23 protein-coding genes and 1 tRNA gene are annotated in these 24895 nt (G+C 62.3%); 12 read left to right on the top strand and 12 right to left on the bottom strand.

Annotation, left to right across the window (positions count from 1 at the left end; genetic code table 11):
- Positions 1–45 precede the first annotated feature (45 nt).
- Entirely contained in the window at positions 46–702 is a 657-nt protein-coding gene (locus J5J83_RS19450) for a prepilin-type N-terminal cleavage/methylation domain-containing protein (RefSeq protein ID WP_212351581.1), read from the top strand.
- Between the two features lie 17 nt (positions 703–719).
- On the opposite strand, the gene J5J83_RS19445 is transcribed toward J5J83_RS19450, so the two are convergent.
- A complete protein-coding gene (locus J5J83_RS19445; protein WP_212351580.1) occupies positions 720–2687 on the bottom strand; it encodes a monovalent cation:proton antiporter family protein in 1968 nt (655 codons plus the stop codon).
- A 131-nt stretch (positions 2688–2818) separates the two neighbouring features.
- Between J5J83_RS19445 and J5J83_RS19440 the strand changes: the two genes are divergently transcribed.
- The 5 genes from J5J83_RS19440 to J5J83_RS19420 all read left to right on the top strand — a co-directional run bounded on the left by J5J83_RS19440 (position 2819) and on the right by J5J83_RS19420 (position 6733).
- Positions 2819–3814 (top strand): KpsF/GutQ family sugar-phosphate isomerase, encoded by a 996-nt coding sequence (locus J5J83_RS19440; RefSeq protein WP_212351579.1) that lies wholly within the window; start codon positions 2819–2821, stop codon positions 3812–3814.
- Positions 3815–3894: 80 nt separating this feature from the next.
- Positions 3895–4476, top strand: a complete 582-nt coding sequence (lptC, locus tag J5J83_RS19435; RefSeq protein WP_212351578.1) for an LPS export ABC transporter periplasmic protein LptC — start codon at positions 3895–3897, stop codon at positions 4474–4476.
- Complete coding sequence (lptA, locus tag J5J83_RS19430; protein ID WP_212351577.1) at positions 4473–5027, top strand: lipopolysaccharide transport periplasmic protein LptA; 555 nt, start codon at positions 4473–4475, stop codon at positions 5025–5027. The genes lptC and lptA overlap by 4 nt, the downstream gene beginning before the upstream one ends.
- A gap of 29 nt (positions 5028–5056) precedes the next feature.
- On the top strand, positions 5057–5833 hold the full coding sequence (locus tag J5J83_RS19425) for an enoyl-CoA hydratase (protein ID WP_212351576.1): 777 nt from the start codon (positions 5057–5059) through the stop codon (positions 5831–5833).
- A gap of 336 nt (positions 5834–6169) precedes the next feature.
- Entirely contained in the window at positions 6170–6733 is a 564-nt protein-coding gene (locus tag J5J83_RS19420) for a phasin family protein (RefSeq protein ID WP_212353449.1), read from the top strand.
- A 105-nt stretch (positions 6734–6838) separates the two neighbouring features.
- On the opposite strand, the gene J5J83_RS19415 is transcribed toward J5J83_RS19420, so the two are convergent.
- From J5J83_RS19415 to J5J83_RS19370, 10 genes are all read right to left on the bottom strand, one after another.
- Positions 6839–7618 carry a lysophospholipid acyltransferase family protein gene (locus J5J83_RS19415; protein WP_212351575.1) on the bottom strand — a complete coding sequence of 260 codons (780 nt, stop codon included), beginning with the start codon at positions 7616–7618 and terminating at the stop codon, positions 6839–6841.
- Between the two features lie 17 nt (positions 7619–7635).
- Entirely contained in the window at positions 7636–8169 is a 534-nt protein-coding gene (gene gmhB, locus J5J83_RS19410; RefSeq protein WP_212351574.1) for a D-glycero-beta-D-manno-heptose 1,7-bisphosphate 7-phosphatase, read from the bottom strand.
- 59 nt (positions 8170–8228) lie between these two features.
- Positions 8229–10322: a glycine--tRNA ligase subunit beta gene (gene glyS, locus J5J83_RS19405; RefSeq protein ID WP_212351573.1), complete on the bottom strand. Its 2094-nt coding sequence runs from the start codon at positions 10320–10322 to the stop codon at positions 8229–8231.
- Complete coding sequence (glyQ, locus tag J5J83_RS19400; RefSeq protein WP_212351572.1) at positions 10322–11233, bottom strand: glycine--tRNA ligase subunit alpha; 912 nt, start codon at positions 11231–11233, stop codon at positions 10322–10324. The genes glyS and glyQ overlap by 1 nt, the downstream gene beginning before the upstream one ends.
- Before the next feature lie 150 nt (positions 11234–11383).
- A complete protein-coding gene (lnt, locus tag J5J83_RS19395; RefSeq protein ID WP_212351571.1) occupies positions 11384–12880 on the bottom strand; it encodes an apolipoprotein N-acyltransferase in 1497 nt (498 codons plus the stop codon).
- Positions 12880–13725: a transporter associated domain-containing protein gene (locus J5J83_RS19390; protein WP_212351570.1), complete on the bottom strand. Its 846-nt coding sequence runs from the start codon at positions 13723–13725 to the stop codon at positions 12880–12882. Before J5J83_RS19390 ends, lnt begins: the two co-directional genes overlap by 1 nt.
- 95 nt (positions 13726–13820) lie before the next feature.
- Positions 13821–14576, bottom strand: coding sequence for an rRNA maturation RNase YbeY (gene ybeY / locus J5J83_RS19385; RefSeq protein WP_212351569.1), 756 nt, complete (start codon positions 14574–14576; stop codon positions 13821–13823).
- Positions 14557–15555, bottom strand: coding sequence for a PhoH family protein (locus tag J5J83_RS19380; RefSeq protein WP_212351568.1), 999 nt, complete (start codon positions 15553–15555; stop codon positions 14557–14559). Before J5J83_RS19380 ends, ybeY begins: the two co-directional genes overlap by 20 nt.
- Complete coding sequence (gene miaB, locus J5J83_RS19375) at positions 15555–16904, bottom strand: tRNA (N6-isopentenyl adenosine(37)-C2)-methylthiotransferase MiaB (RefSeq protein ID WP_212351567.1); 1350 nt, start codon at positions 16902–16904, stop codon at positions 15555–15557. The genes J5J83_RS19380 and miaB overlap by 1 nt, the downstream gene beginning before the upstream one ends.
- Before the next feature lie 10 nt (positions 16905–16914).
- On the bottom strand, positions 16915–17238 hold the full coding sequence (locus tag J5J83_RS19370) for a hypothetical protein (protein ID WP_349251924.1): 324 nt from the start codon (positions 17236–17238) through the stop codon (positions 16915–16917).
- A 208-nt stretch (positions 17239–17446) separates the two neighbouring features.
- On the opposite strand from J5J83_RS19370, the gene J5J83_RS19365 reads away from it, so the two are divergent.
- Positions 17447–17523, top strand: a tRNA-Met gene (locus tag J5J83_RS19365).
- 68 nt (positions 17524–17591) lie between these two features.
- On the opposite strand, the gene J5J83_RS19360 is transcribed toward J5J83_RS19365, so the two are convergent.
- Positions 17592–17804, bottom strand: a complete 213-nt coding sequence (locus tag J5J83_RS19360; protein WP_212351566.1) for a DUF3079 domain-containing protein — start codon at positions 17802–17804, stop codon at positions 17592–17594.
- Between the two features lie 302 nt (positions 17805–18106).
- Between J5J83_RS19360 and J5J83_RS19355 the strand changes: the two genes are divergently transcribed.
- From J5J83_RS19355 to J5J83_RS19335, 5 genes are all read left to right on the top strand, one after another.
- Positions 18107–18955 (top strand): ABC transporter substrate-binding protein, encoded by an 849-nt coding sequence (locus J5J83_RS19355; RefSeq protein WP_212351565.1) that lies wholly within the window; start codon positions 18107–18109, stop codon positions 18953–18955.
- Complete coding sequence (locus tag J5J83_RS23055; protein WP_249115792.1) at positions 18952–22332, top strand: EAL domain-containing protein; 3381 nt, start codon at positions 18952–18954, stop codon at positions 22330–22332. Before J5J83_RS19355 ends, J5J83_RS23055 begins: the two co-directional genes overlap by 4 nt.
- 132 nt (positions 22333–22464) lie before the next feature.
- Positions 22465–24018, top strand: coding sequence for an acyl-CoA carboxylase subunit beta (locus tag J5J83_RS19345; protein ID WP_249115791.1), 1554 nt, complete (start codon positions 22465–22467; stop codon positions 24016–24018).
- A gap of 18 nt (positions 24019–24036) precedes the next feature.
- Positions 24037–24471: an OadG family transporter subunit gene (locus tag J5J83_RS19340; protein WP_212351564.1), complete on the top strand. Its 435-nt coding sequence runs from the start codon at positions 24037–24039 to the stop codon at positions 24469–24471.
- Positions 24468–24869 (top strand): acetyl-CoA carboxylase biotin carboxyl carrier protein subunit, encoded by a 402-nt coding sequence (locus tag J5J83_RS19335; RefSeq protein ID WP_212351563.1) that lies wholly within the window; start codon positions 24468–24470, stop codon positions 24867–24869. Before J5J83_RS19340 ends, J5J83_RS19335 begins: the two co-directional genes overlap by 4 nt.
- Positions 24870–24895 lie beyond the last annotated feature (26 nt).

Below are 24895 nucleotides of genomic sequence, written 5' to 3'. Positions count from 1 at the left end.
TACCGCTTTCCGCGCTTTACCTCCACCACACGAAGGAGCAACACCGTGAAAACAAGGCAATCCGGTTTCACCCTCGTCGAAATCGCCATCGTACTGGTCATTATCGGCCTGCTACTGGGGGGCGTGCTTAAGGGGCAGGAACTGATCAACAGTGCCAAGGTCAAGAATCTCGCCCAGGACTTCCGCACCGTCCCCCTCTTCATCTATGGCTATCAGGACAAGTTTCGCGCCCTGCCAGGCGACGACGTTCAGGCGTCGGCCCACGTCTGTCCGTCAGAAGACAACGCATGCACGACGAACGGCAAAGGTAACGGCAAGATCGATGGCACGTGGGACGACGAGGTCGGTGACACCACGCCCGAGACGGTCCTGTTCTGGCAGCACCTGCGTCTGGCGAATCTTGCCAGCGGACCGACACAGACAACCGACGCGGGCTTTCTCCCGCGCAACGCCGAAGGCGGTCGACTCGGCGTGCAAAGCGCGGGCAAGGACGCACCGTTCGGCGTTCGCGGCAGCTACGCCATGTGCTCGGCGGGGATCCAGGGCAAATACATCCGCCAGCTCGACACGACGCTGGACGATGGCGATCCGACATCCGGTTCGATGCGCGCCGGCACCGGAAGCGGCACCACGCTTACGGTCATCGACAAGGACAATCCGCTCGACGACAACACCGTCTATGTCGCCTGCCTCGGCTTCTGACGCCGTCTGCGAGCAACTCAAACGCCTCTGAGCAAACGCTGCTCGGCGGCCTCCAAGCCACCGGGCAGACCGAGCAGCACGACGACATCACCCTCCAGAATGCGCGTTTCCGGCCCCGGCGCCAGCCCCCGGATACCGCGCCGCCGAACCGCCGACACGGACACCGCAATCTCGTCGAAACGCAGATCGCTGAGTGTGCGTCCGATTGCGGCAGCGCCAGGGGGCATCGACACCGAATGCAGCCGCGCCAAGCTGTTGTCCGCGTCACCCTGATCGGTGGTGCCGTGAAAGAAACCGCGCATCAGCACATAGCGCTGATTGCGAATGTCGCGGATGCGCCTGACCACGCGGTTCAACGGCACCCCTACCAGGGCCAGCGCGTGCGAGGCGAGCATGATGCTGCCCTCGAACGCCTCTGGCACCACTTCGGCAGCACCTCCAAGCGACAGCTTTTCCATGTTCGATTCATCCGTCGCGCGGACGACGATCGGCAGATCAGGACGCAGCGCATGGGCGTGATGCATCACGCGCATGGCAGCCTCGACTTCGCTGAAGGAGATGACCAGCGCGCTGGCACGCATGATGCCGGCCGCCATCAGGGTTTCGCGCCGCGCCGCATCGCCGTACACCACGGTATCGCCAGCCGCGCCCGCCTCCCGCACTCGGTCGGGATCCAGGTCCAACGCTACATAGCTCACGTTCTCCTGCTCCATGAATCGCGCCATGTACTGACCACTTCGACCATAGCCACAGACAATGATGTGTTTATCGTTAGTCAGCGACTGCGCCGCCACGCGGGTCAGCTCCATCGAGCGCATCAGCCATTCGGATGCGACAAAACGCATCACCAGCTTGTCGCTGATCTGCACGATCAGGGGGGCAAGCAGCATCGACAACACGAGGGCCGCGACCGTCGTTTGCAGCAACCCGTCCGGCATCAGGTTCTCGCCTGCGATCTGCGACAGCAGCACGAACCCGAATTCTCCCCCCGCGCACAACCACAGACCCGAACGCATCGCCGTGCCCGGCGGAGAGCCGAGCATTCTGGAGGCGAGGAACACGATGCCGAACTTGCCAACGAGCAAGGCAAGCACCAGCGCAATCACTGCCGGCAGGTTCTGGACGATGGCCACGACATCGAGAAACATGCCGACAGTGACGAAGAACAGCCCCAGCAGCACGTCCCGGAACGGCTTGATGTCCTCCTCCACCTGATAGCGGTACTCGGTCTCGGAAATCAGCATGCCGGCGAGAAACGCGCCCAGCGCGAGGGAGAGACCGACGAGTTCGGACAGCCATGCCAGACCGAGCGTGATCAGCAGCACGTTGAGCATGAAGAGCTCCCCCGAGCGCCGCTTGGCCACGACGGTAAACCACCAGTGCATCAGGCGCTGCCCGAACACCAGCACCAGAACCAGCAGCACGACGGCCTTGGCCGCAGCCAGCCCGAGCGTAAACGCCAGCTCCTCGGGCGATCTCGACAGAGCCGGCAGCAAGATCAGCAACGGCACCACTGCAATGTCCTGGAAGAGCAGCACGCCGATGGTCTCCCGTCCATGCCGACTGTCGAGTTCGAGGCGGTCGCTCAGCAGTTTCGACAGAATGGCAGTGGACGACATGGCCAGCGTGCCACCGAGCGCGAAACTCGCGGTCCAGCTGAATCCGATCAGGCGCCCGATAAGCATGGTTACCAGCATGCAGGCCACGACCTGCAAGGCGCCCAAGCCAAACACAATCCGTTTCATCGCAAACAGCCGCGGCAACGAAAACTCGAGCCCGATGGAGAACATCAGGAACACCACGCCGAACTCGGCCAAGTGACTCGCGCCCTCGGATGAGGGCACGAGGTTCATCGCATGCGGTCCTACGACCGTACCGACCAGAAGATAGCCCAGCACCGGAGGCAGATTGAGGCTGCGGAATAGCGCCACCATCACCACGGAGGCGGCAAGCAGCAACAGGACAAGTTCCAGCGTGTTCAGCATCGAGACCTGTGGAGTTCAACGCCCAACCCCGGCGCGGGGCACGGCTGATATACAATCGGGGGCAGATATCCCCACGGGTGATGCCACCCGTGGGTTCCGCTTTTGTACCAGTTTAACCGCTTCGCCATATTGTGAACCCAAACATTCCTGACTCTTCCCCGATTGCGAACGCCACCCTTATCGGACGCCGCGTGCTCGAAATCGAAGCCGCCGCGGTGGCCGCCCTGTCGGACCGGCTTGGCGCCGATTTCGAACGTGCCGTCGCACTCATCCTCGGACGCAAGGGACGCGTTATCGTCAGCGGCATCGGCAAGTCCGGTCATATCGCGCGCAAACTCGCGGCAACGCTCGCCAGCACCGGCACGCCTGCGTACTTCGTGCATGCGGCGGAAGCCGCACATGGCGACCTCGGCATGATTACGTCCGAAGACATCGTCATCGCGCTGTCGAATTCTGGCGCCAGTGACGAGCTGATGATGATCGTGCCGCAGGTCAAACGGCGCGGCGCAAAGCTGATCGCGATGACAGGTAAGCCCGACTCGCCATTGGCCAGGGAAGCCGACGTGCACCTCGACGCGGCTGTCAGCGAAGAAGCCTGCCCGCTCAACCTGGCACCTACAGCCAGCACCACTGCGGCGCTTGCGCTCAGCGACGCACTCGCGGTTGCGCTCCTCGATGCACGCGGTTTCGGTGCCGAAGATTTCGCCCGTTCGCATCCTGGTGGCAGTCTGGGACGCCGCCTGCTCACCCACGTGGGCGACGTCATGCGTGGCGCGGATCACGTGCCGGTGGTGGCGGAGACAGCCGCGTTCAAGGAAGCGCTGCTGGCCATGACGCGCGGCGGCATGGGCATGACCGTGGTTGCATCCGCCGACGGCAAGCCCTCGGGCATCTTCACCGATGGTGACCTGCGCCGGGCGCTCGAGCGAGGTGTCGACATCCGCAGTGCCGCCCTGTCTGAACTCATCACCCGCAACCCGCATGCCATCGAACCCGAGGCGCTCGCGGTCGAAGCGGCGGAAATGATGGAGCGCCTGCGCATCAGTCAGCTCCTGGTGCTTGACGACGCGGGTGCGTTGGCCGGTGCGCTGACTACCCACGACCTCATGCAGGCAAAAGTGATTTGATGTTCAATCTGCCCGCGATGATTCTCGAATTCAGTCGCACGCCAGTCGTTCGCGTGCCGGCCGGCGTGCGTTGAACCCCCATGCTGTCGGCGTACCGCCTCTATCCTGCACTGGCGCTTGCCCTGCTCGCGGCAGGCTCAATCTGGCTTGAGCGCCTCACGCGCGCGCCTGAAATGGACGCAGGACCTTCGCCGCGCAGTGTTCCGGATTTCATTGCCAGCGATGCCCGCATCACCGGCTATGGCAAGGACGGTACCATACGGTATGTGCTGTTAGCCGACCAACTGACCCATCACCCGCAACGCGACGTGACCGATCTCGATCGCCCCCGGCTGGAAATTCTGTCTGAAAATGCTCGCAGGATGACGATCACGTCCAGAAGCGGTGAAGTGTCGTCACAAGGCGAGCAGGTCGACTTCCGCGGAGAGGTCGTTGCCGTACGCGATGCGGTGCCGGGACAGGACAGTTTGCACTTCGCGTCGGAACAACTCACCGTATGGCCCGATGACAGCCGCGCCGCGTCATCCTCTCCGGTGAAGCTAAGGCAGGGCCTGACCACTGCCGATGCGCTCGGACTACGCGCAAACAACCTGTTTGGCACCCTTGACCTGATCGGCCAGGTGCACACCATCATCCCCCGCCGCCAAGGGAAAACGAAATGAGAATCTTGAAGACCGCCTCGCTACTCCTTTTGGCGGCCCTGTGCATGCCTGTTCAGGCCGAGCGTGCCGATCGCGACAAGCCTGTCAACATCGAAGCCGATCGCGTCACCGTGGATGATCGCAACAAGGTGCACATCTTTGAAGGAAACGTGGTGCTGACTCAGGGCACCCTGATGATCAAAGGCGACAAGCTGGTCGTGACTCAGGGCGCTGACGGTTTCCAGAACGGCGTTGCCACCGCCTCGGGCGGTAAGCTCGCAGCCTTCCGTCAGAAGCGCGAGGCGAGCGACGAATACGTCGATGGCGAAGCCGAGCGCATCGAGTACGACAGTCGTGCAGAAAAGGCGAAACTGTTCCAGCGCGCCCATGTGCGCAGTGGTGGCGATGAGGTGCGTGGCGCCTACATTGAGTACGATGCCGTCAGCGAAAACTATCTGGTCACCAACGCACCAGGCTCAGGCGCTGCCAACCAGGGCCGGGTCAAGGCGACGATTCAACCCAAGGGCGACAATAAGCCCGAACCCGGTCCGAAACCGTCGGCCGCCCAATAGCGGCTGGACGGACCCATAAAGGAGAAAGCATGAACTACGAAATGATCATCGTCGAAACCCGTGGACGCGTAGGCATGATTACGCTGAATCGACCCAAGGCACTCAATGCTCTGAACGACAGCCTTGTCGACGAGATCGGCGCGGCACTCGACACCTTCGAGCACGACGACGGTATCGGCGCCATTCTCATCACCGGTTCGGAGAAGGCCTTCGCCGCAGGTGCTGACATCGGCGCGATGGCCACTTTCTCCTACATGGATGCGTACAAGGGCGACTACATCACGCGCAACTGGGAACGCGTCAAGACCTGCCGCAAGCCGGTGATCGCCGCCGTGGCCGGCTTTGCGCTCGGCGGGGGCTGCGAACTGGCGATGATGTGTGATTTCATTATCGCAGCGGAGACGGCAAAGTTCGGCCAACCCGAGGTAAAGCTCGGCATTCTCCCGGGTGCCGGCGGCACCCAGCGTCTGCCGCGCGCGATAGGCAAGGCCAAGGCCATGGACATGTGCCTGACGGCCCGCTTCATGGACGCGACCGAAGCTGAGCGTGCGGGCCTCGTGTCACGCGTGGTCCCGGCGGAGCGCCTGCTGGAGGAAGCCCTGGCTGCGGCAGAAACGATTGCTGGCTACTCCCTTCCGGTCGTCATGATGATCAAGGAGTCGGTCAATCGCGCCTTCGAGAGCAGTCTGAACGAAGGCCTGCTGTTCGAGCGCCGCGTTTTCCACTCCGCGTTCGCACTGAACGACCAGAAGGAAGGCATGGCCGCCTTTGTCGAAAAGCGCAAACCCGACTTCAGGCACGACTGACACCCACCCTGCGGCCCGCTGCCGACGCAATGTCCGCAGCAGGCCCGTCCCGGTTCATCTCCATGAAACATCTCCATGACATGCTCGGGATTGCATGTCGAAGGGCGCCGAACGGGCTTCTGGCGCACCTGCATTCCTGGCCCACCCCCATCCTGTAAGCTTCACGTAAGCGTTTGAATCTGAAGCGGGAAAAATAATGGTGCAACGCACAAGAAAATGGTTGACATGCGTTTCGGTCTGCCTATAATTCAGACCATGCTGCAACGCAACATCGCGGCGCCGCAGAACCCGATGTCTTTGCATGACCGTTTTATTGCATTCACCCAGGAGATCACCATGACCGTATTCACGCCCGAGCAATTCGCCGCCACCAACAAGGCCAACATCGAAACCCTGCTGAGCCTCACCAACAGCGCTTTCGCCAACGCCGAACGCCTCGCAGCCCTGAACCTGAACACTGCTCGTTCGATCCTCGAAGACAGCGTTGCCAGCGCCAAGGCCCTGATGGGCGCCAAGGACCTGCAGGAAGTCCTGTCGCTGCAAACCTCGCTGGCCCAGCCGATGGTCGAGAAGGCCGTTGCCTATGCCCGCAGCGTCTACGAAATCGCCTCGCAAGGCCAGGAAGAACTGTCCAAGGTCGTTGAAGGCCAGGTCGCCGAACTGAACAAGGGCGTCGCTGTTGCCCTCGACAAGGCTGCCAAGTCCGCACCGGCTGGTTCCGATGTTGCCGTGGCTGCCGTCAAGTCCGCCATCGCCGCGGCCAACAGCGCCTACGACAGCTTCAGCAAGGCTGCCAAGCAAGCAACCGAACTGGCCGAAGCCAATGTTGCTGCCGCGACCAGCGCAACCGTCAAGGCTGTGAGCACCACCACCAAGGCTGCTTCCAAGAAGGCTGCCTGATCGATTCCAGCGCTGCTGAATCAGAAGGGCCCCGCAGTGCGGGGCCCTTTTTTGTTTACCGGCCGAGGCTATTCGACCGCCCGATTGCGAATGGCGATGGCGCGGTCACGCTTGGTTCTGTCCCTCTTCGCGCTCGACAGCCGTCATCTTCCCGGTCAGCGGTTCGGTCGAATAGTGGTGCGGGAACAGGCGCCGCATTTCGCCCTCGATCCATTCTTCAGCCCGAGTGTTCAACGCCTCGGTCTTCTCGCCCTTCACATTGATCGGCGGACCAATGCTGACGACGATCTCGCCGGGCCGTTTGAGAAAGGCATTGCGTCGCCAGAACTCGCCCGCATTGTGCGCCACCGGTACGATCGGCACCCCGGCGCGCTTGGCCAGCCAGGTGCCGCCGATCTTGTAACGCCGCGTCGTCCCAGGTGCCACGCGCGTGCCTTCCGGAAACACGACCACCCAGAAGCCCTCCTTCAGCCTCGCCCTGCCCTGTTCCACCACCTGGGCCAGGGCATCCTTGCCCGCACTGCGATCGATCGCAATGCCAGGAATCTGCGCCAGACCCCAGCCAAAGAAAGGCACCTTCAACAACTCGCGCTTGAGCACGAAACACAGGGGCGGAAAAATGACCTGCAACGCCATCGTCTCCCACGCCGACTGGTGCTTCGACAAGATGACCGCCGGTCCCGCCGGGATGTTTTCCTTGCCGATCACCCGAAAGCGGATGCCGAGAAGATGCCACACGAACCACATCACCAGTGGCGCCCAGGATGTAATGATGCGATGCCGGACCCATGGAGGAAACGGGAAGGTCAGCACGCCAAAGATGGCATAGGGCGGCGTGACGATCGCAAGAACGATCGCGAAAAGGAAGGAACGCAGGAAAATCACGATAGGCGTCCGCCCGCTCAAGCAGTGAGATCGGCAACGACCGCTGCCAGATCGGGATAAACCAGGGTGCCCGGCGGCAGGGCAGGATCCTGCTGCGTTTTCATGCCCTTGCCAGTCAGCACGAGGTAGGGGGTGCAGCCAACCGCCACACCCGCCTGAAGGTCGCGCAGGCTGTCACCGACCACCGGCACTCCAGTGAGGTCAACATTGAAGCGCTCTCCAATCTGAATCAGCATGCCGGGTTTTGGCTTGCGGCAATCGCAAGTGGAGTCGGCCGCGTGCGGACAGAAAAAGATCGCGTCCAGACGTCCGCCCAGCTGTGCCAGGCTTTTCACCATCTTGTCGTTGATCGCATTCAGAGTGTCCATGCCGAACAGCCCGCGCCCCACCCCCGACTGGTTCGATGCGACCACGACCCGCCACCCCCACTGGTTGAGGCGGGCGATGGCTTCCAGCGAACCGGGAATCGGTTTCCATTCGTCCGGCGACTTGATGAACAGCTCGGAGTCGGCGTTGATGACTCCGTCACGGTCAAGGATGATCAGTTTCATGCACACGCTCCGCGCCGTTGGCAAGGTGCGCCCGCCAACGCGGACGCACCGCCGGGTGATCAGACAGACAAGCGGGACAGATCGGCCACCTGGTTCATCAGACCGGCCAGATGGGCCAGCAGCGCCAGGCGATTGTCGCGGGTCAACGGCTCGTCGGCCATCACCATCACGCCGTCGAAGAAGTCATCCACCGCACCGCGCAGACCAGCCAGCATGAGCAGGGCTTCGGTGTAATTCTCGTTGGCCACATGCGAATTCACCAACGGCGAGATGTCGTTAAGGCGGGCAAACAGGGCCTTCTCGGCATCTTCCTGCAGCAGCGCAACATCCGGCTCGCGCGGCGTGGTTTCGGTCTTCTTCAGGATGTTGACGATGCGCTTGTTGGCCGCAGCCAGCGCGGCTGCTTCGGGCAAGGCGAGGAAGGCCTCGACCGCATCGAGCTTGGCCGGTACCAGGTCGATCCGTGCCGGACGCAGCGCGAGCACGGCATCGGCCACGGCGGCATCACGCCCCCCCGCACCTTCGCGCACCAGATTGCGCAGGCGCTCGAGCATGAACTCGCGCAACTGCTCCTCGAATCCCTCGGCGGACAGCAGCCCCGGCGCAAAGCCCTCGGCGGCCAATGCGATGAGTTGCGGCAACTCGAGCGGCAGCGGCACCTCCATGAGAATGCGCAGCACGCCGAGCGCGGCACGCCGCAGCGCAAACGGGTCGCGGTCACCGGTCGGCACCAGGCCGATGCCGAAAAAGCCCACCAGGGCATCGAGCTTGTCGGCCAGCGCCACCGCACAGGCCACATTGCCCGCCGGCAATACATCGCCAGCGAAGCGGGGCTGATAGTGCGACTGGATGGCATCGGCGACAACATCGCCCTCGCCATCATGGCGTGCGTAATAGCGCCCCATGATGCCCTGGAGCTCGGGAAACTCGCCGACCATGTCGGTGACAAGATCGGCCTTGGCAAGACGTGCCGCACGCGTCGCAGCGGCGACGTCCGCCGACAACAGCCCTGCGATCCTGCCCGCCAGCGTCCCCAGGCGCTCCACACGCGCCAGCTGACTGCCGAGCTTGTTGTGGTAGACCACGTTTTCCAGCCGCGACAGCCGCGACGCCAGAGACTGCTTCTTGTCCTGCTCGAAGAAGAAACGCGCATCGGAGAGTCGCGGCCGCACCACACGCTGATTGCCGAGAATAATGTTCGACGGATCCTCGAGCCGCATGTTCGACACGATCAGGAAGCGGTTGAGCAGCGTGCCGCGCGCATCGAAGAGCGGAAAATACTTCTGGTTCGCACGCATGGTCAGGATCAGGCACTCCTGCGGCACGGCGAGGAACTCGGCCTCGAACTCGCCCACATACACCGTCGGGTGCTCCACCAGCGCCGCCACTTCGTCGAGCAGATCGGCATAGTCGCCGATCGATGCCTGCTGCCGTGCGGCTTCGGCCACCAACTGACGTTCGATTTCAGCACGGCGTTCGCCAAAGTGCGGAACGACCTTGCCCTCGGCGAGCAAGGTGGGTTCGTACGCATCTGCAGTGGCGATGTCGATATCGCCCCGGCTCATGAAGCGATGTCCGCGTGTCGTCCGGCCGCTATCCAGATCCAGCACGCGGCCAGGAACCACGTCGGTGCCGTGAAGCATGGTCAGTTTGTGCACTGGCCGAACGAAGGTCGCGTCACCATCGCCCCAACGCATCACCTTGGGAATGGGCAGTGCCTTGACGGCGTCCTGAACGATGGTCGAGAGGACATCCTCGAGTCTCGCCCCCGGCACCGTTGCGGTATGGAACAGGGCTTCGGCCTTGCCGTCAATGCGCCGCTCGAAGCCTGCGACAGCCTGCGGCGCGATACCCTTGGCCTCCATCTTCTTGAGCAGCGCCTGGGTCGGCTTGCCATCGGCGTCGAGCGCCACCGAGACCGGCATCAGCTTTTCGGTCACTTCCTTCGCGGCGGCTGCGACGCCAACGCCCGATACCGTCACCGCCAGACGGCGCGGACTGGCAAAGCTGCGGCAGGCCGCGTCGGCCGGCGCCAGTCCGAGCGCCTTGAGGCCATCGGCAATCTTGTTGGCAAATGTGTCGCCCAGACGCGGCAGCGCCTTGGGTGGCAATTCTTCGGTGAGAAGTTCGACGAGCAGGGTCGCGCTGGTCATCACGCGGGCTCCTTGTTGTTCAGCATCGGGAAGCCCAGCGCTTCACGAGATTCGAAATAGGCCTGCGCCACGGCACGCGACAGATTGCGGATGCGCCCAATATAGGCCGCACGCTCAGTCACCGAAATCGCACCACGGGCGTCGAGCATGTTGAAATTGTGCGCTGCCTTGAGCACCATCTCGTAGGCCGGCAGCGCCAGGCCCACATCCATCAGGCGCTTGGCCTCGGACTCGTAGTTGGCAAACAGCGAGAACAGGAAATCGACATTCGAATGCTCGAAGTTGTAGGTCGACTGCTCGACCTCGTTCTGGTGATAGACGTCACCGTAGGTGACCTTCGAGCCATCCGGATACACCGCCCACACCAGGTCGTAGACATTCTCGACCCCCTGCAGGTACATCGCCAGGCGTTCGAGACCATAGGTGATCTCGCCCAGCACCGGCTTGCAGTCGATACCGCCGACCTGCTGGAAATAGGTGAACTGGGTGACCTCCATGCCGTCGAGCCAGACCTCCCAGCCCAGGCCCCAGGCGCCGAGCGTGGGGTTCTCCCAGTCATCCTCGACAAAACGGATATCGTGCGCATTGGGGTCGATACCAAGCGCGCGCAGGGAATCGAGGTAGAGTTCCTGGATGTTCAGCGGCGACGGCTTGAGCACCACCTGGTATTGATAGTAATGCTGCAGACGGTTCGGATTTTCGCCATAGCGCCCATCCTTGGGTCGTCTAGAGGGCTGCACATAGGCCGCATTCCACGGCTCGGGCCCGAGCGACCTGAGAAAAGTCGCGGTATGGGAGGTACCCGCTCCCACTTCGAGATCGTATGGCTGCATCAGCACGCAGCCGCGTTCACCCCAGAATTGCTGGAGCGTGAGGATGACTTGCTGGAAGGTCGGATTCTTCAGTGACATGGTCTCGGGCGGCAGGGCCGCGCAACGAACGCAAAGCAGGAGATTTTACTGGCATTCGACACGATGCGGGCAGACGATCGGACAGATCAGTGCAAAAGCTGCAGCGACGTTACGCGCACAAGCACGTGCATACACCTGTACGCGTACGCTTCAGGCGCACGCGCTCAGACGCCGGTCACGGCGACGACGCAGCCCCCCAAGCGACACAAGCACTGCGGCAAGCAGAAGCACCGGACCATTGCCCCAGCGTGCATAGGGGGTCATGCCGGTAAAACCCCGCACCTGCGCTTCGAGCACGCCTTGTTCGAAACCGGGCAACACTGCCTCGATACTGCCGTCGGGTTGAACCACCGCAGTCATACCAGTGTTGGTCGAGCGCAGCATCGGGCGCCCGGTCTCCAAGGCACGCACGCGGGCAATCTGCAGATGCTGGGGCTGCGCCAGCGAATCTCCATACCAGGCGAGATTCGAAATGTTCAGCATCAGTGAGGCTGCCGGCAAACTCGAGAGCAGTTCGGCTCCAAAGAGATCCTCATAGCAGATATTCAACGCGATCCGCTGCCCGAGCAAGGCCATCGGCCGCTGATCCTGCGCGCCTCTCGTCTGGTCCGACATGGGAATCGCCGCTAGGCGATAGAACCAGCCGAAGAGTGGCGGGGAATACTCGCCGAATGGCACCAGATGACGTTTCGCATAGTATTGCGGCGGGCCGTTTCCGACGCTGATGGCTGAATTGAAGATCTGGCCATCGGCATCGCGGGTGAATACGCCCAGCACCAAGGCGGCGCCACGCTCACCGACATAGCGCCCGAGCAGATCAAGATAACCGACAGGCAGTCGCTCGACCAGCGTCGGCAGCGTCGTCTCCGGCAGCACCACGAAATCGGCACGACTGTCGCGCACCAGACGCGCGTTGGTCTGCAACACCTCGGTGAAGTACTCCGGCGACCATTTCAGCGACTGTTCAATATTGGTCTGCACCAGGGCGACTGACAATGGCGGGCCTTCCGCCGCCGTCCATGCGACGCGGCTGCCGCCCGCGCCAAGCGCGACCACCCCCGCGACCACCGCCAGCGCACGCACCATACCCGGCCTGCTCGCCCATGGAACAAACGCGGTCAGCGCGGACACGAAGGCCAATACGCCACCGACACCATACACGCCCACGACAGGCAGGTAGCCGGCCAGTGGGCTTGGAGGCGTCTGCGAATAGCCGCTGGCAAGCCATGGAAAGCCCGTAAACAACACCCCCCTGAGCCATTCCGAGCCGCACCACAGCCCTGCAAACAAGGCTGCGCGCCACACCGGCCCACCGGACCTCAGCCGTACGAAAAGCGCACCGGCCAATGCAGGAAACAGCGCCAGATACGCACAGAACAGCAGAACGGCCACACCGGCCAGCGGCATCGGCATGCCGCCATAGCGATTGAGGGCAACGTAGATCCAGGACACCCCTGCGAGAAAGGCCCCCAGCCCCCAGAGCAGACCGTAGATGAACGCGGCCCGATGGTGCGACGCCCGGTCAAGCAACCATGCCAGCACACCAAGGCAAAGAAAGCCCACGGGATAGAGCCCGAACGGCGCAAATGCCAGTACCGACGCCGCGCCCGCGGCGAAAGCGGGCAGTGCGGCCTGCAGGCTACGCATCAGGAAGCGTCGGCGGTCAAACCTGCCGGAATGCGCTCCACGACCAGCGTATGCACACGACGACTGTCCGCCCTCAGGACCTGGATCCTCAGGCCCTCAAGTTCAACCGTCTCACCGCGCTTGGGCAGGCGGCCGAACTGGCGTATCACGAGGCCACCGACGGTATCCACCTCATCATCACTGAAGTGCGTGGCGAAGGCTGCATTGAAATCCTCGATCTCGGTCGTGGCCTTGACTCGATAGCGCCCACTCTGATCGAGCCGGATGCTGTCGCCGATCTCGTCGAAGTCGTACTCGTCCTCGATGTCACCGACGATCTGCTCGAGCACATCCTCTATCGTCACCAGGCCAGCGACTCCACCATATTCGTCGACGACAATGGCCATGTGATTGCGACTGACGCGAAACTCACGCAGCAGCACGTTCAGCCGCTTGGACTCGGGCACGAAGACGGCCGGGCGCAACATGTCGCGAAGATCGAACTCGCGGCCGGCGAAAAAGCGCAGCAAGTCCTTGGCAAGCAGAATACCGGAGACATCGTCCTTGCTCTCACCCACGGCAGGGAAGCGCGAATGGGCGGTATCGACGACGAATGCCGCGATCTTGTCCATCGGGTCGTCCACGTGCACAACATCCATCTGGGCACGCGGAATCATCACATCACGCACCTGCATGTCCGACATCTGCAGGGCGCCCTCGATGATCGAGAGGGCATCGGCATCGAGCAGATTACGGTCGAATGCCGAGTGAAGTAGCGCGAGAAGCTCATCGCGATCTTCCGGCTCGCGCGATAGAAGGGCCGAAAGTCGCTCAATTAACGAGGGTTTACTAGGGCTACTGTCCATGTTGGTGATGGGTAAGGAATAAGGAGTGAACAATTGCAAGCACGAACCATGCACGCAATCGCCCACGCCTTACGCCTCAACCGGAAAGGCCGGCCTCATGCATAAGGATCAGCATAGCCGAGTGTTCTCAGGATGTCGCGCTCGCGCGCTTCCATCGCCACGGCCTCAGCCTCGTCTTCGTGATCGAAGCCCTGCAAATGCAACATGCCATGCACGATCAGGTGCGCTACATGCGCATCGAGCGACTTGCCCTGCTCACCCGCTTCACGCACCACGACCGGCATGCACAGCACCAGGTCACCCATCAGCGGCGCCCCCTCGACCACCGGCGCACCATGCTCATCGTCGTAGGTGAAGGTCAGCACATTGGTTGCATAGTCCTTGCCGCGATAGTTGCGGTTCAGTTCGCGGCCTTCGGCTTCGCCAACCAGACGCACCGTCACGTCGACATCGCGCATCAGCGCGGCCTGCGCCCAGCGCCGGATCTGGTGCTTCTTGGGGGCATTGATGCGGTCACTGCCTTCAAGCGCCTTCTGCACCGTCAGGTTGAGCATCGGCGGTGCAATGGTCTCGGGCAGATCGAACGACTCGACAGGCTGCATGTCGTGATGCACATCGACCCGCAGGGTCAGCACATTACAGGCCGACGGTTGCACGCTGATGACAGGCACATCGAGCTCGGCAAGTGTCTCCGCCTCGAGCTCGAGATCACCCCAACCCTTATCAGGAAAGGACAGCAACAGCTTGCGGCCGTCCCCGAGCTCAATCTCGAGACGATTGGCCTTGACCCTGCTCGGCCGCCCCTCGGCGTCAATTGCAACAATCCTCGGACTATTGTCCTGCCTGGGCATGATCCGCTTCCTTTCTTCGTGCCGTTGCTGCGCGCGCCACGCGCGCGGTCTGTTTGTCGTACGCTTCGACGATGCGCGCCACCAATGGATGGCGCACCACGTCTTCCTTGTGAAACTCGGTAAAGGCGAGTCCGCGGACCTTGCCAAGCACCTCACGGGCCTCCAGCAGACCGCTGCGGTTGCCGCGCGGCAGATCGATCTGGGTCAGATCACCGGTGACCACCGCCTTGGCCCCAAATCCGATCCGGGTAAGGAACATCTTCATCTGTTCGGGCGTAGTGTTCTGCGCCTCGTCGAGAATGATAAATGAATTGTTCAGCGTCCGCCCGCGCATGAAGGCAAGCGGTGCGATCTCGAGCACGCCGCGCTCGAACAGCTTGGTCACGCGCTCGACACCCATCAGTTCGTAGAGCGCGTCATACAGTGGCCTGAGGTAAGGATCGACCTTCTGCGCGAGGTCACCCGGCAGAAATCCGAGACGCTCACCAGCCTCGACTGCCGGTCGCGTCAGCAGAATGCGCTCGACCAGATCGCGCTCGAGCGCATCGACGGCACTTGCCACCGCCAGATAGGTCTTGCCGGTTCCGGCCGGACCGATGCCAAAGGTGATGTCGTGCTCCTGGATATTGCGCAAGTACTCGACCTGACGCGGCGTCCGCCCGTGCAGGTCGTGCTTGCGCGTCATCAGCACCGGCATGGCCTTTGCCGCATCGGCATGCGTGCCGATCTCGATCAGCGCCAGCTGAAGATCTGCCGGCGACAGATGCGCGTCGGCCTCGGCATAGAATTTCCGCAGCGCCTGTTCCGCCAGCCGCGTCCGACTCGCCGCGCCGCTCAGCGTGAAGCGCTCACCCCTGCGAGCAATGGAGATGTCGAAGGCATTCTCGATCTGGCGCAGATTCTCGTCCAACGCCCCGCACAGATTGGCCAGACGTGCGTTATCCACCGGCTCGAACACCAGCTCGATACTGCGTGCCATCACGACTCCCGGGTCACAATCTCGCCGCGCAAGCTATGTGGCATGGCGGAGGTGATTCGCACGTCAATGAACTGGCCGATCAGCCGCGCACGGTTTGGCGACGCGGCAATGAAATTGACCACGCGATTGTTGTCGGTGCGCCCTGCGAGCTCGTCCGGATCCTTGCGCGACGGACCTTCGACCAGAATGCGCTGTACACTGCCGACCATTGACTGGCTGATGACCTGTGCCTGCTCGTCGATGCGCTTCTGTAAACGTGCCAGCCAGCGCAGCTTCGTTTCCTGCTGCACCGGATCGTCTAGGTCGGCAGCCGGCGTACCGGGACGCGCACTGTAGACAAAGCTGAATGACGAATCGAAACCGACCTCGTCGATGAGCTTCATCGTCTTTTCGAAATCCTCTTCCGTCTCGCCCGGAAAACCCACGATGAAATCAGAAGACAACGACAGGTCGGGACGCGCAGCGCGCAACTTCTTCACCACCGACTTGAACTCGAGCACCGTATAGCCGCGCTTCATCGCCGCCAGCACGCGATCGGACCCGGACTGCACCGGCAAATGCAGGTGCGACACCAGCTTCGGCAGCTTGAGGTAGGCATCGAACACGCGTTGAGACATTTCACGCGGATGCGAGGTCGTGTAACGAATACGTTCGATACCGGGGATGTCGGCCACGCACTCGAGCAGAAAGGCAAAATCGCCCTCTTCGCCGCCCTCGCGCACGATCTCTCCCCGCCATGCATTCACGTTCTGCCCCAGCAGGGTGACTTCCTTCACCCCTTGCGCCGCCAGCCCGGCAATTTCGGCGAGCACGTCGTCGAGCGGGCGCGACACCTCTTCGCCACGGGTATAGGGCACCACACAGAATGTGCAGTACTTCGAACACCCCTCCATGATCGACACGAAGGCGCTCGCGCCATCGACCCGCGCCGGCGGCATCGCATCGAACTTCTCGATCTCGGGAAAGGAAATATCGACCTGCGAACGTCCACTCCTGCGTCGCGCCTCGATCAACGCCGGCAGACGGTGCAGGGTCTGCGGGCCGAACACGACGTCGACATACGGCGCACGGGCAACGATGGCCTCGCCTTCCTGGCTCGCTACGCACCCCCCCACACCGATGATCAGGTCGGGCTTCTGCTGCTTGAGCATGCGCACCCGACCGAGATCGTGGAACACCCTCTCCTGCGCCTTCTCACGCACCGAACAGGTATTGAAGAGGATGATATCCGCATCCTCCGGATTGTCGGTCTTGGTCAAACCATCAGCTGCACCGAGCACGTCCGCCATCTTGTCGGAGTCGTACTCGTTCATCTGGCACCCGAAGGTGCGGATGTAGAGTTTCTTCATTGGGGATTGTTCACTGCTTGGGGTCGGGCACGGCGATTTCCTCGGGTGTCAGGATCCACACCCGATGAATCTGCCCATAGTTGTCGGTCAGTGCACGGACGATGTATTTGCCACTGACGTATGAAGGCAACACGATGCGGTTGCTGGTGTCGCGGATCTGCGCACCGGGGCTGAGGGTGCGGACGCTATCCCCCACGGCGACCTGCATGCCACCCACGAACGTCATCTCGACCTTCTTTGCCGCGCCCGGAATGGGCCGCAGCATGGCAGCAGACGCAATCTGCGCACTCAGGCAGCCAACGAGAAGACACAGGATGAGGCGAAAGACGCGCACGTTTTCCCGGCAAGGCCGATGGACAAAAGGAAGGTTTCGGATGATCACCGATCGCCCCAGTTCTGTCAATGCAAAATCCTTATAAATCAAGACTTCCAGCGCCCGCTGCCGCAACGCTGCCACACCGGCCCGATTCCTTCATCGAAAAAACCCTCCATCGAACAATTGACGAACCTGTCCGAGAACCGCTATATTGTCGCGCTCTGTTGGTGATGTAGCTCAGACGGTTAGAGCGATGGATTCATAACCCATAGGTCGGCAGTTCGATTCTGCCCATCACCACCACTATTTAAAAGGGCTGCGGAAACGCAGCCCTTTTCCGTTCACGCCGGATCTCGACGGCAGCGCGTCACTCATGACTCCTTCGCCGCGCCCGCACCTGAATCCCGCGCATTTTCAATTCCCCAGTCGCCGAAAAGGTACCAGTCATCCCCGAGCATTTCGGCGGGATGCAGCGTGCGTCCCGAGCCATTTCCGCATCGGAGATCGGTCGCCGCGCAGTACTTGTCACAGCCCCAGCAAGTGCGCTCGGGGTGTCTGGGGTGAAGCGGAAATCGTTTGACCATGGACGCTTGCCTTGTTCGGGATTGATCAATACCAGCCCACGCGCCCATCCTCGCTCGCCCGGCATGAACATGCCTTGACCCATGACAAACCCTCCAGCTGGCCCAGACAAGACAGGCAGCGGAAAACGCAAGGTGCGCAGCCATTGCGGTCTACAAAGGTCCTGATCGCGCACCCCGTTTTAGTTTGAGCCCGGCACCTGCCCGCGCCCGAAGACGACCGGACAGAAAATGCGGTTAACTCAAGGCACACGCGCCAAGGTTTGAATGAGAATATGTGCACTTTTTCCGGTCGAGATCCCACCATGCCCGGCAAACCCTCTCATTCCCGCAGGACCGTCATCAACCGGCTCGGGATCACGCTCCTTCTCCTCGCAGGCCTATTGCCGGCCTTGCAGGCGGCGGAAACAGCAGACGCCCCAGCCAAGGCGGTCAGCCGGCTCGAACGCGTGCTCGCAAACCGGCAGGTGCGAGTCTGCATCTGGCCCGACTACTACGGCATCAGTTACCGCAACCCGCGAACGCAGGAACTGTCGGGCATCGATATCGACATGGCACGCGAACTGGGCAAGGACCTCGGCGTCGAGGTTGCCTTTGTCGATAGTGCGTTCTCGCGACTGATCGACGATATCGGTGCGGATCGTTGCGACGTCGCCATGTTCGCGGTGGGCATCACGCCTCAGCGTCTCGAAAAGCTCCGATTCACCCAGCCGCACCTTGCCAGTGATATCTATGCGATCACGTCAAAGACCAATCGCCGGATCGCGCAATGGAACGACATCGACAAGCCCGGCACGGTGGTCGCAGTAGCACGGGGCACGCTGCACGAGCCCATCATGAGGCAGAAACTGAAGTTCGCGGAGTTGCTGGTACTGGACACGCCCTTCGCGCGCGAGCAGGAGGTTCAGTCCGGCCGTGCAGACGTGTTCATGACCGACTACCCCTACATCCAGCGTTTTCTCGCGACGACCGAGTGGGCCCGACTCGTGTCGCCGGACAGCACCTACCACGTCACGCCCTACGCCTATGCCATGCAACCGGGCGACGATGAATGGCACGACCGCCTCGAACGTTTCGTCAGCGATATCAAGCGCGACGGACGCCTGATGACGGCGGCGCGACGCCACAAGCTCGACCCCATCGTGGCGCCATGACGCAATCCATTCGTCAGCTACGCCTGACGGTTGCATCTGCCCTTGCGCTGTTTTGCTGCGGCATGATGGCCATCACCGGCTTCACCCTGTGGCGCTTGCAGGCGGATGCCATCAGCACAGGTTTCGAAGTTTCTGCACTACATACGCGCAGTCTCGAAAGCTTCCTGACCCAGAGCACGAAGATCGCCGAACTTGCCGCGCTGAACGCCGTTTCGCACAATGGGAATTCGCTCGACCCGGTCGCGATCAAGGCCAGCTTTGACGCAACCCTCCTCCACGCACCATTCCTGCGCTCGATGTCCTTTCTCGATCCGGACGGGCGCATCATCGTCAGCACCAATCCGCGTAACATCGGCCTGGCCGTGGCAATGCACGGATTTCTGCCCCCAGCCGACAACGGCAGAGACATCTTCCGCATCGGCGCGCCGTGGGAGGGCCGCGATTTTGTCGATGGCCGCCCATCGAATGCAGGCGCCCCGGTCGCGGTCAATGCGCGCAGCTTCATTCCCGTGTCGCGTACCCTGAACACCGATGGCGGCTCCTATACCATCCTCATCGCGCTCAATTCCGACTATTTCGTCAATTACATGCAACGCGCGCTGGCCACCGACACTGCATGGGCGGAAGTGCTGCGATATGATGGCACGCTGCTCACCGGCACCCATCACGATGCCAGGCCCGGCGCGCTGCGCGCGTCCAATCCCGCAATACTGAAACTGGCCGATACCGAATTCGGTACCTATGCTGGCGCAACGGACAGCGGCCCCGCCACGCTCACGGCGTTCCGCTCATCGCCGCTATATCCCTTCATCGTCCTCACCCACCTGAACCACGACGCAGCGCTGGCACAATGGCGAAGCGAAGCGAAAGCCTTGCTCGCCGTCGTCACCCCCGCCTTGCTTGCGGTCATCGCCATCGGCATCGCGTTCTACCGCCGTCGTGCCCAATTGATCACGCAAAGAGCCGAAGCAGAACGCCTGCAGCGCATCAATGCCTCGGTGTTCGATGCCAGTGCGGAAGGAATCGTCATCACCGACCTCAATGCCGACATCATCTCCGTCAACGCTGCATTCACCCGGATCACCGGATACGACGCCGCAGAGGTCGTCGGACGCAATCCGCGCCTTCTTGGCTCAGGCGTACATGACAGGTCATTCTATGAAGACATGTGGCGGTCCCTGCTCGATACCGGGCACTGGCGCGGAGAGCTGATCAATCGACGCAAGGACGGCAGCCACTACCACGTTCGCATGACGATTGCCGCCGTGCGCGATGGCGAGGGCAGACTCCAGCACTACATCGGCGACATCGCAGACATCACGAGAGACAGGGAAGCCGAGGAAAAACTCCATCTGGCCGCCAGTGTTTTCACCCATGCACTCGAAGCGATCATGATCACCGCACCGGACGGCACGATCATCGATGTCAATCAGGCATTTTGCCGCACCACCGGTTTCAGCGCCGACGAGGTCATCGGCAAGAACCCGCGCATTCTCAAGTCCGGCCTTCAACCTGCCGAATTCTACGCGGCGATGTGGCAAACCCTGCTCAGCGAGGGGCAGTGGTCGGGCGAAGTGTGGAACCGGCGCAAGACCGGCGAGGTGTATGCCGAGATGCAGACAATCAGCGCCGTGCGCGATGCCGAGGGCAGGGTGCTGCGCTACGTCTCACTGTTCTCCGACATTTCGCGGCTCAAGGAGCACGAGGCCCGCCTTGAGCACATCGCCCACTACGATGCGCTCACCGCACTGCCCAACCGGGTCCTGCTCGCCGACCGCCTGCAGCAGGCCATGGCGCAGACGCAGCGCCGCCGCAAGCGGCTGGCCGTCGCCTATCTGGACCTCGACGGCTTCAAGTCGATCAACGACAGGCACGGGCACGACGTGGGAGATCAATTGCTGATGACCGTGGCTGCACGCATGCGCCAGGCGCTGCGCGAAGGGGACACGCTCGCCCGCCTTGGCGGCGACGAATTCGTGGCTGTACTGGCCGATATCGACGCCCTGCAGGACAGTGTCGTGCTGATCACCCGGCTGCTTTCCGCCGCCGCCCAGCCGGTCCACACCGGAAAACTGCTCATCCAGGTCTCGGCCAGCGTTGGCGTCACCTTCTATCCACAGCCCGAACCTGTGGACGCGGACCAGCTGCTGCGCCAGGCCGATCAATCCATGTATCAGGCAAAGCTCTCGGGCAAGAACTGCTACCACCTTTTCGACGCCGAGCACGACCGCACGGTGCGGGGGCATTACGAGAGCGTGGAACGCATCCGGCAGGCACTGAACGAACGCGAATTCGTGATGCACTACCAGCCCAAGGTCAACATGCGCAGCGGTGAAATCGTCGGTACCGAGGCCCTGCTCCGATGGCAGCACCCCGACAAGGGCCTGATTCTTCCGGGCGCCTTTCTGCCCGTCATCGAAAACCATCCACTGTCGGTCGAGCTTGGCCACTGGGTGATCGATACCACCCTGACCCAGATGGAAGCCTGGCATGCACTCGGTCTCGAACTGCATGCCAGCATCAATGTCGGTGCCCGCCAATTGCGCGACCCGGGCTTTGTGGACGCGCTGCGCAACATTCTTGCGGCCCACCCGCTGATCTCGCCCGCCTACGTCGAGCTCGAGGTCCTGGAGACGAGCGCGCTCGAAGACCTCGCTGGCGTTGCCCAAGTCATCAAGGCCTGCGGCGAGATCGGGGTGAAGTTCTCGCTGGACGACTTCGGCACCGGCTACTCATCGCTGACCTACCTGAAGCACCTGCCGGTCACACAACTCAAGATCGACCAGAGCTTCGTGCGCGACATCCTGATCGACCCGGACGACCTGGCCATCGTCGACAGCGTTCTGGGACTTGCAGCAGCTTTTCGGCGTGGTGTGATTGCCGAGGGCGTGGAGTCGGCGGAACACGGCGAAATACTGCTGCAATTGGGGTGTGAGCTGGCTCAAGGCTATGGCATCGCCCGACCAATGCCGGCAGACCTGATTCCGCAATGGTGCAAGACATGGCAACCCGATCCGAAATGGCGGATGCGTACGCAGGTCAAGCGCGCAGAGCGTCCGCTGATTTTTGCCGCCGCCGAACACCGCGCCTGGATCAACAGCCTTGAGCACTACCTGAGGGGCAAGCGCAAGACCCCACCCGCTCTGGATTGCCACGAATGCGCACTGGGCCACTGGCTCGACTCCGGTGGTCTCAGCCATCGCGATGGCGAGCCCGCCCTGACCCGGTTGCACGCCATCCACCAGCAGGTCCACCAACTGGGCGCCGAACTTTGTGCGTGGCATGAACAGCAACAAGGCGCGGAAGCCTGCGACAGGATGGGCGAGTTGATCGTGCTGCGCAATGCACTTCTCGAACAGCTCGACCAACTGGCATGAGCCCCCGTTCGACAGCAGGATACCGAGACATCCCACTAGTCTGATTTGCCGAAGTCCGTGCTAAGGTTCATCCCTGCGGGCCGTCGAGGCCAGCCAAGGCATCAAGTAATCACCCTGCCCTGAGGGGAATGCATGGCAATGGACAACAAGTTGCTCGACGAACTCGCGCGACGTCAGGCCGAAGCACTGGCATCGGGGGGCCCCGAGCGCATCGCAAAGCGTCACGCGAAAGGACAACTGAGCGCGCGCGAGCGCCTCGACGGACTCTACGCCAAGGGTACCTTCCAGGAGTTCGGTCTGCATGCCCAGCACGAAACGCGCGGTTTCGGCATGGACAGAAAATCCCTGCCCACCGACGGCGTCATCACCGGAATCGGCTTCATTGACGGGCGACCGGTTGCGGGATTCAGCCAGGACTTCATGATCGCCGGCGGCTCGCTCGGCGCGGTGCATGCGCGCAAGATCTGCGAACTGATGGACCATGCCGCCCGCGGCGGCATGCCGCTGGTCGGCTTTAACGATTCGGGCGGCGCCCGAATTCAGGAAGGGGTCGAGAGCCTGTCCGGCTACGGCCAGGTCTTCAACCGCAATGTCCTCATGTCTGGCGTCGTACCGCAGATCGCGGTGATCTGCGGGCCTTGCGCGGGCGGCGCGGTGTATTCACCCGCAATGATGGATTTCCTCATCATGACGCGCCACACGGCCAGCATGTTCATTTGCGGGCCGGAAGTCATTCGCGCGGTCACCGGCCAGCACACGACGATGGAGGAGATCGGATCGGCCGAGGCTCATGCGCGCGATTCGGGCAACATTCACTTCATTGCCGAAGACGATCGCCACGCCCTCGCCTTGGTACGTCAGTTGCTGAGCTATCTGCCGTCGAACAACATGATGGACCCACCGCATCGATTGGATGAGGAGATTTCCCTGCACGACGACCTCGCGGTGGAAGATCTCCTGCCCGCGGACTCGAAGGTCGCCTACGACGTCAAGGAGATCATCGCCCGTATCGCAGACGAGGACAGCTTTCTTGAGGTACAAAAGGACTTCGCTGCCAATATCGTGATCGGTCTCGGCCGCATCGACGGCGTGATCGTCGGCTTCGTCGCCAACCAGCCTTTGGTCAAGGCCGGCACGCTCGATATCGACGCATCGGACAAGGCTGCCCGCTTCATCCGCTTCTGCAACATCTTCAACATTCCGCTGGTCACGCTGGTCGATGTGCCCGGCTTCCTGCCCGGCGTCGCGCAGGAGAAGCAGGGCATCATCCGTCATGGCGCCAAGATGCTGTTTGCCTACGGCGCATCGACCGTACCCAAGATCACCGTGATCATGCGAAAGGCATACGGTGGCGCCTTTCTCGCCATGTGTTCGCGCGACATGGGCGCCGATCTCGTGCTGGCGTGGCCCACTGCCGAGATTGCGGTCATGGGTGCGGAAGGCGCGGTCAACATCCTGTACCGCAAGGAAATCGACGAGGCAGAAGATCAGGCGGCCCGCCGCCGCGAGCTGATCGACGCCTATCGCGCCGAATTCGCATCACCCTACCAGTCGGCCGCGCGCATGTTCGTGCATGACGTGATTCAGCCACGCCGCACCCGTGCCGCGGTTTCGCTGGCCCTGCGTTCGCTGCTGTCCAAGCGCGAGACACGCCCGCCGAAGAAGCACGGCAACATCCCGCTGTAGGCTGGAATCGCGAAAGCCATGGACATCATCGATTCGCTCGCCTTCATCCTGTCGGGTTTCACCGTGGTGCTGGTCGCACTTTCACTGTTATGGATGGTGTGTGCGCTGACCGGGCAAGTGCTGGCCCGGGGCGCTGGCCGCAAGATCCCTGCGGCTCCGCCAACTGCACCAGCCCTGCCCGCCACGCAGCCGCCAACGGGCATTCCGCCTGCACATGCGGTGGCGATTTCGGCCGCGATCGCCGCCATGACCGGCGGTCGCGGCAGGATCGTGTCGGTTCGAGCCCCTGCCCACCTCGCATCGAGCTGGGCACGCGAAGGCCGCACCGAGCAGTTCTCGTCCCACCGCGTACGCTGGGACTGGGCCGTGACCGGACCGCCACATATCGATCACGACGCCACGCCCACCGATTCGACACCCGCGCCGGCAGCGCCCGGCAAGAGGACGCCATGAGACATTTCCGCATCACCGTTGAGGGCAGGAGCTACGACGTCAGCGTCGAGGAGCTCGACGAAACCGCCCCCGCCGCACCGCCGCCGGGCGCCACATCGACCCCCGCTCCTGTCATTGCCGCCGCCCCGCGAACGACTCCGGTACCGACTCCGCCTCCAATACCCCCGGCCACGGATGCTCTCGACGAGAGCAACATTCCCAGCCCGCTCGCGGGCACCGTGGTATCGATCGATGTCACCATTGGCCAGCATGTCACCCAAGGCCAGCAACTCGTCGTGCTCGAAGCCATGAAGATGAACACCTACATCACCGCGCCGCGCGACGGCCAGATCGTCGCCGTCAAGGTCACGCCCGGCACCGCGGTGGCCGAAGGCCAAGCACTGCTGGCGATCGGCTGAGGCATGCGCCCCCTCGCGCCTACCGT

Origin of the sequence: Azoarcus sp. L1K30 (assembly GCF_018122735.1) — a bacterium.
GTDB lineage: Bacteria > Pseudomonadota > Gammaproteobacteria > Burkholderiales > Rhodocyclaceae > Parazoarcus.
This window is presented reverse-complemented; position numbering and strand designations above follow the sequence as displayed.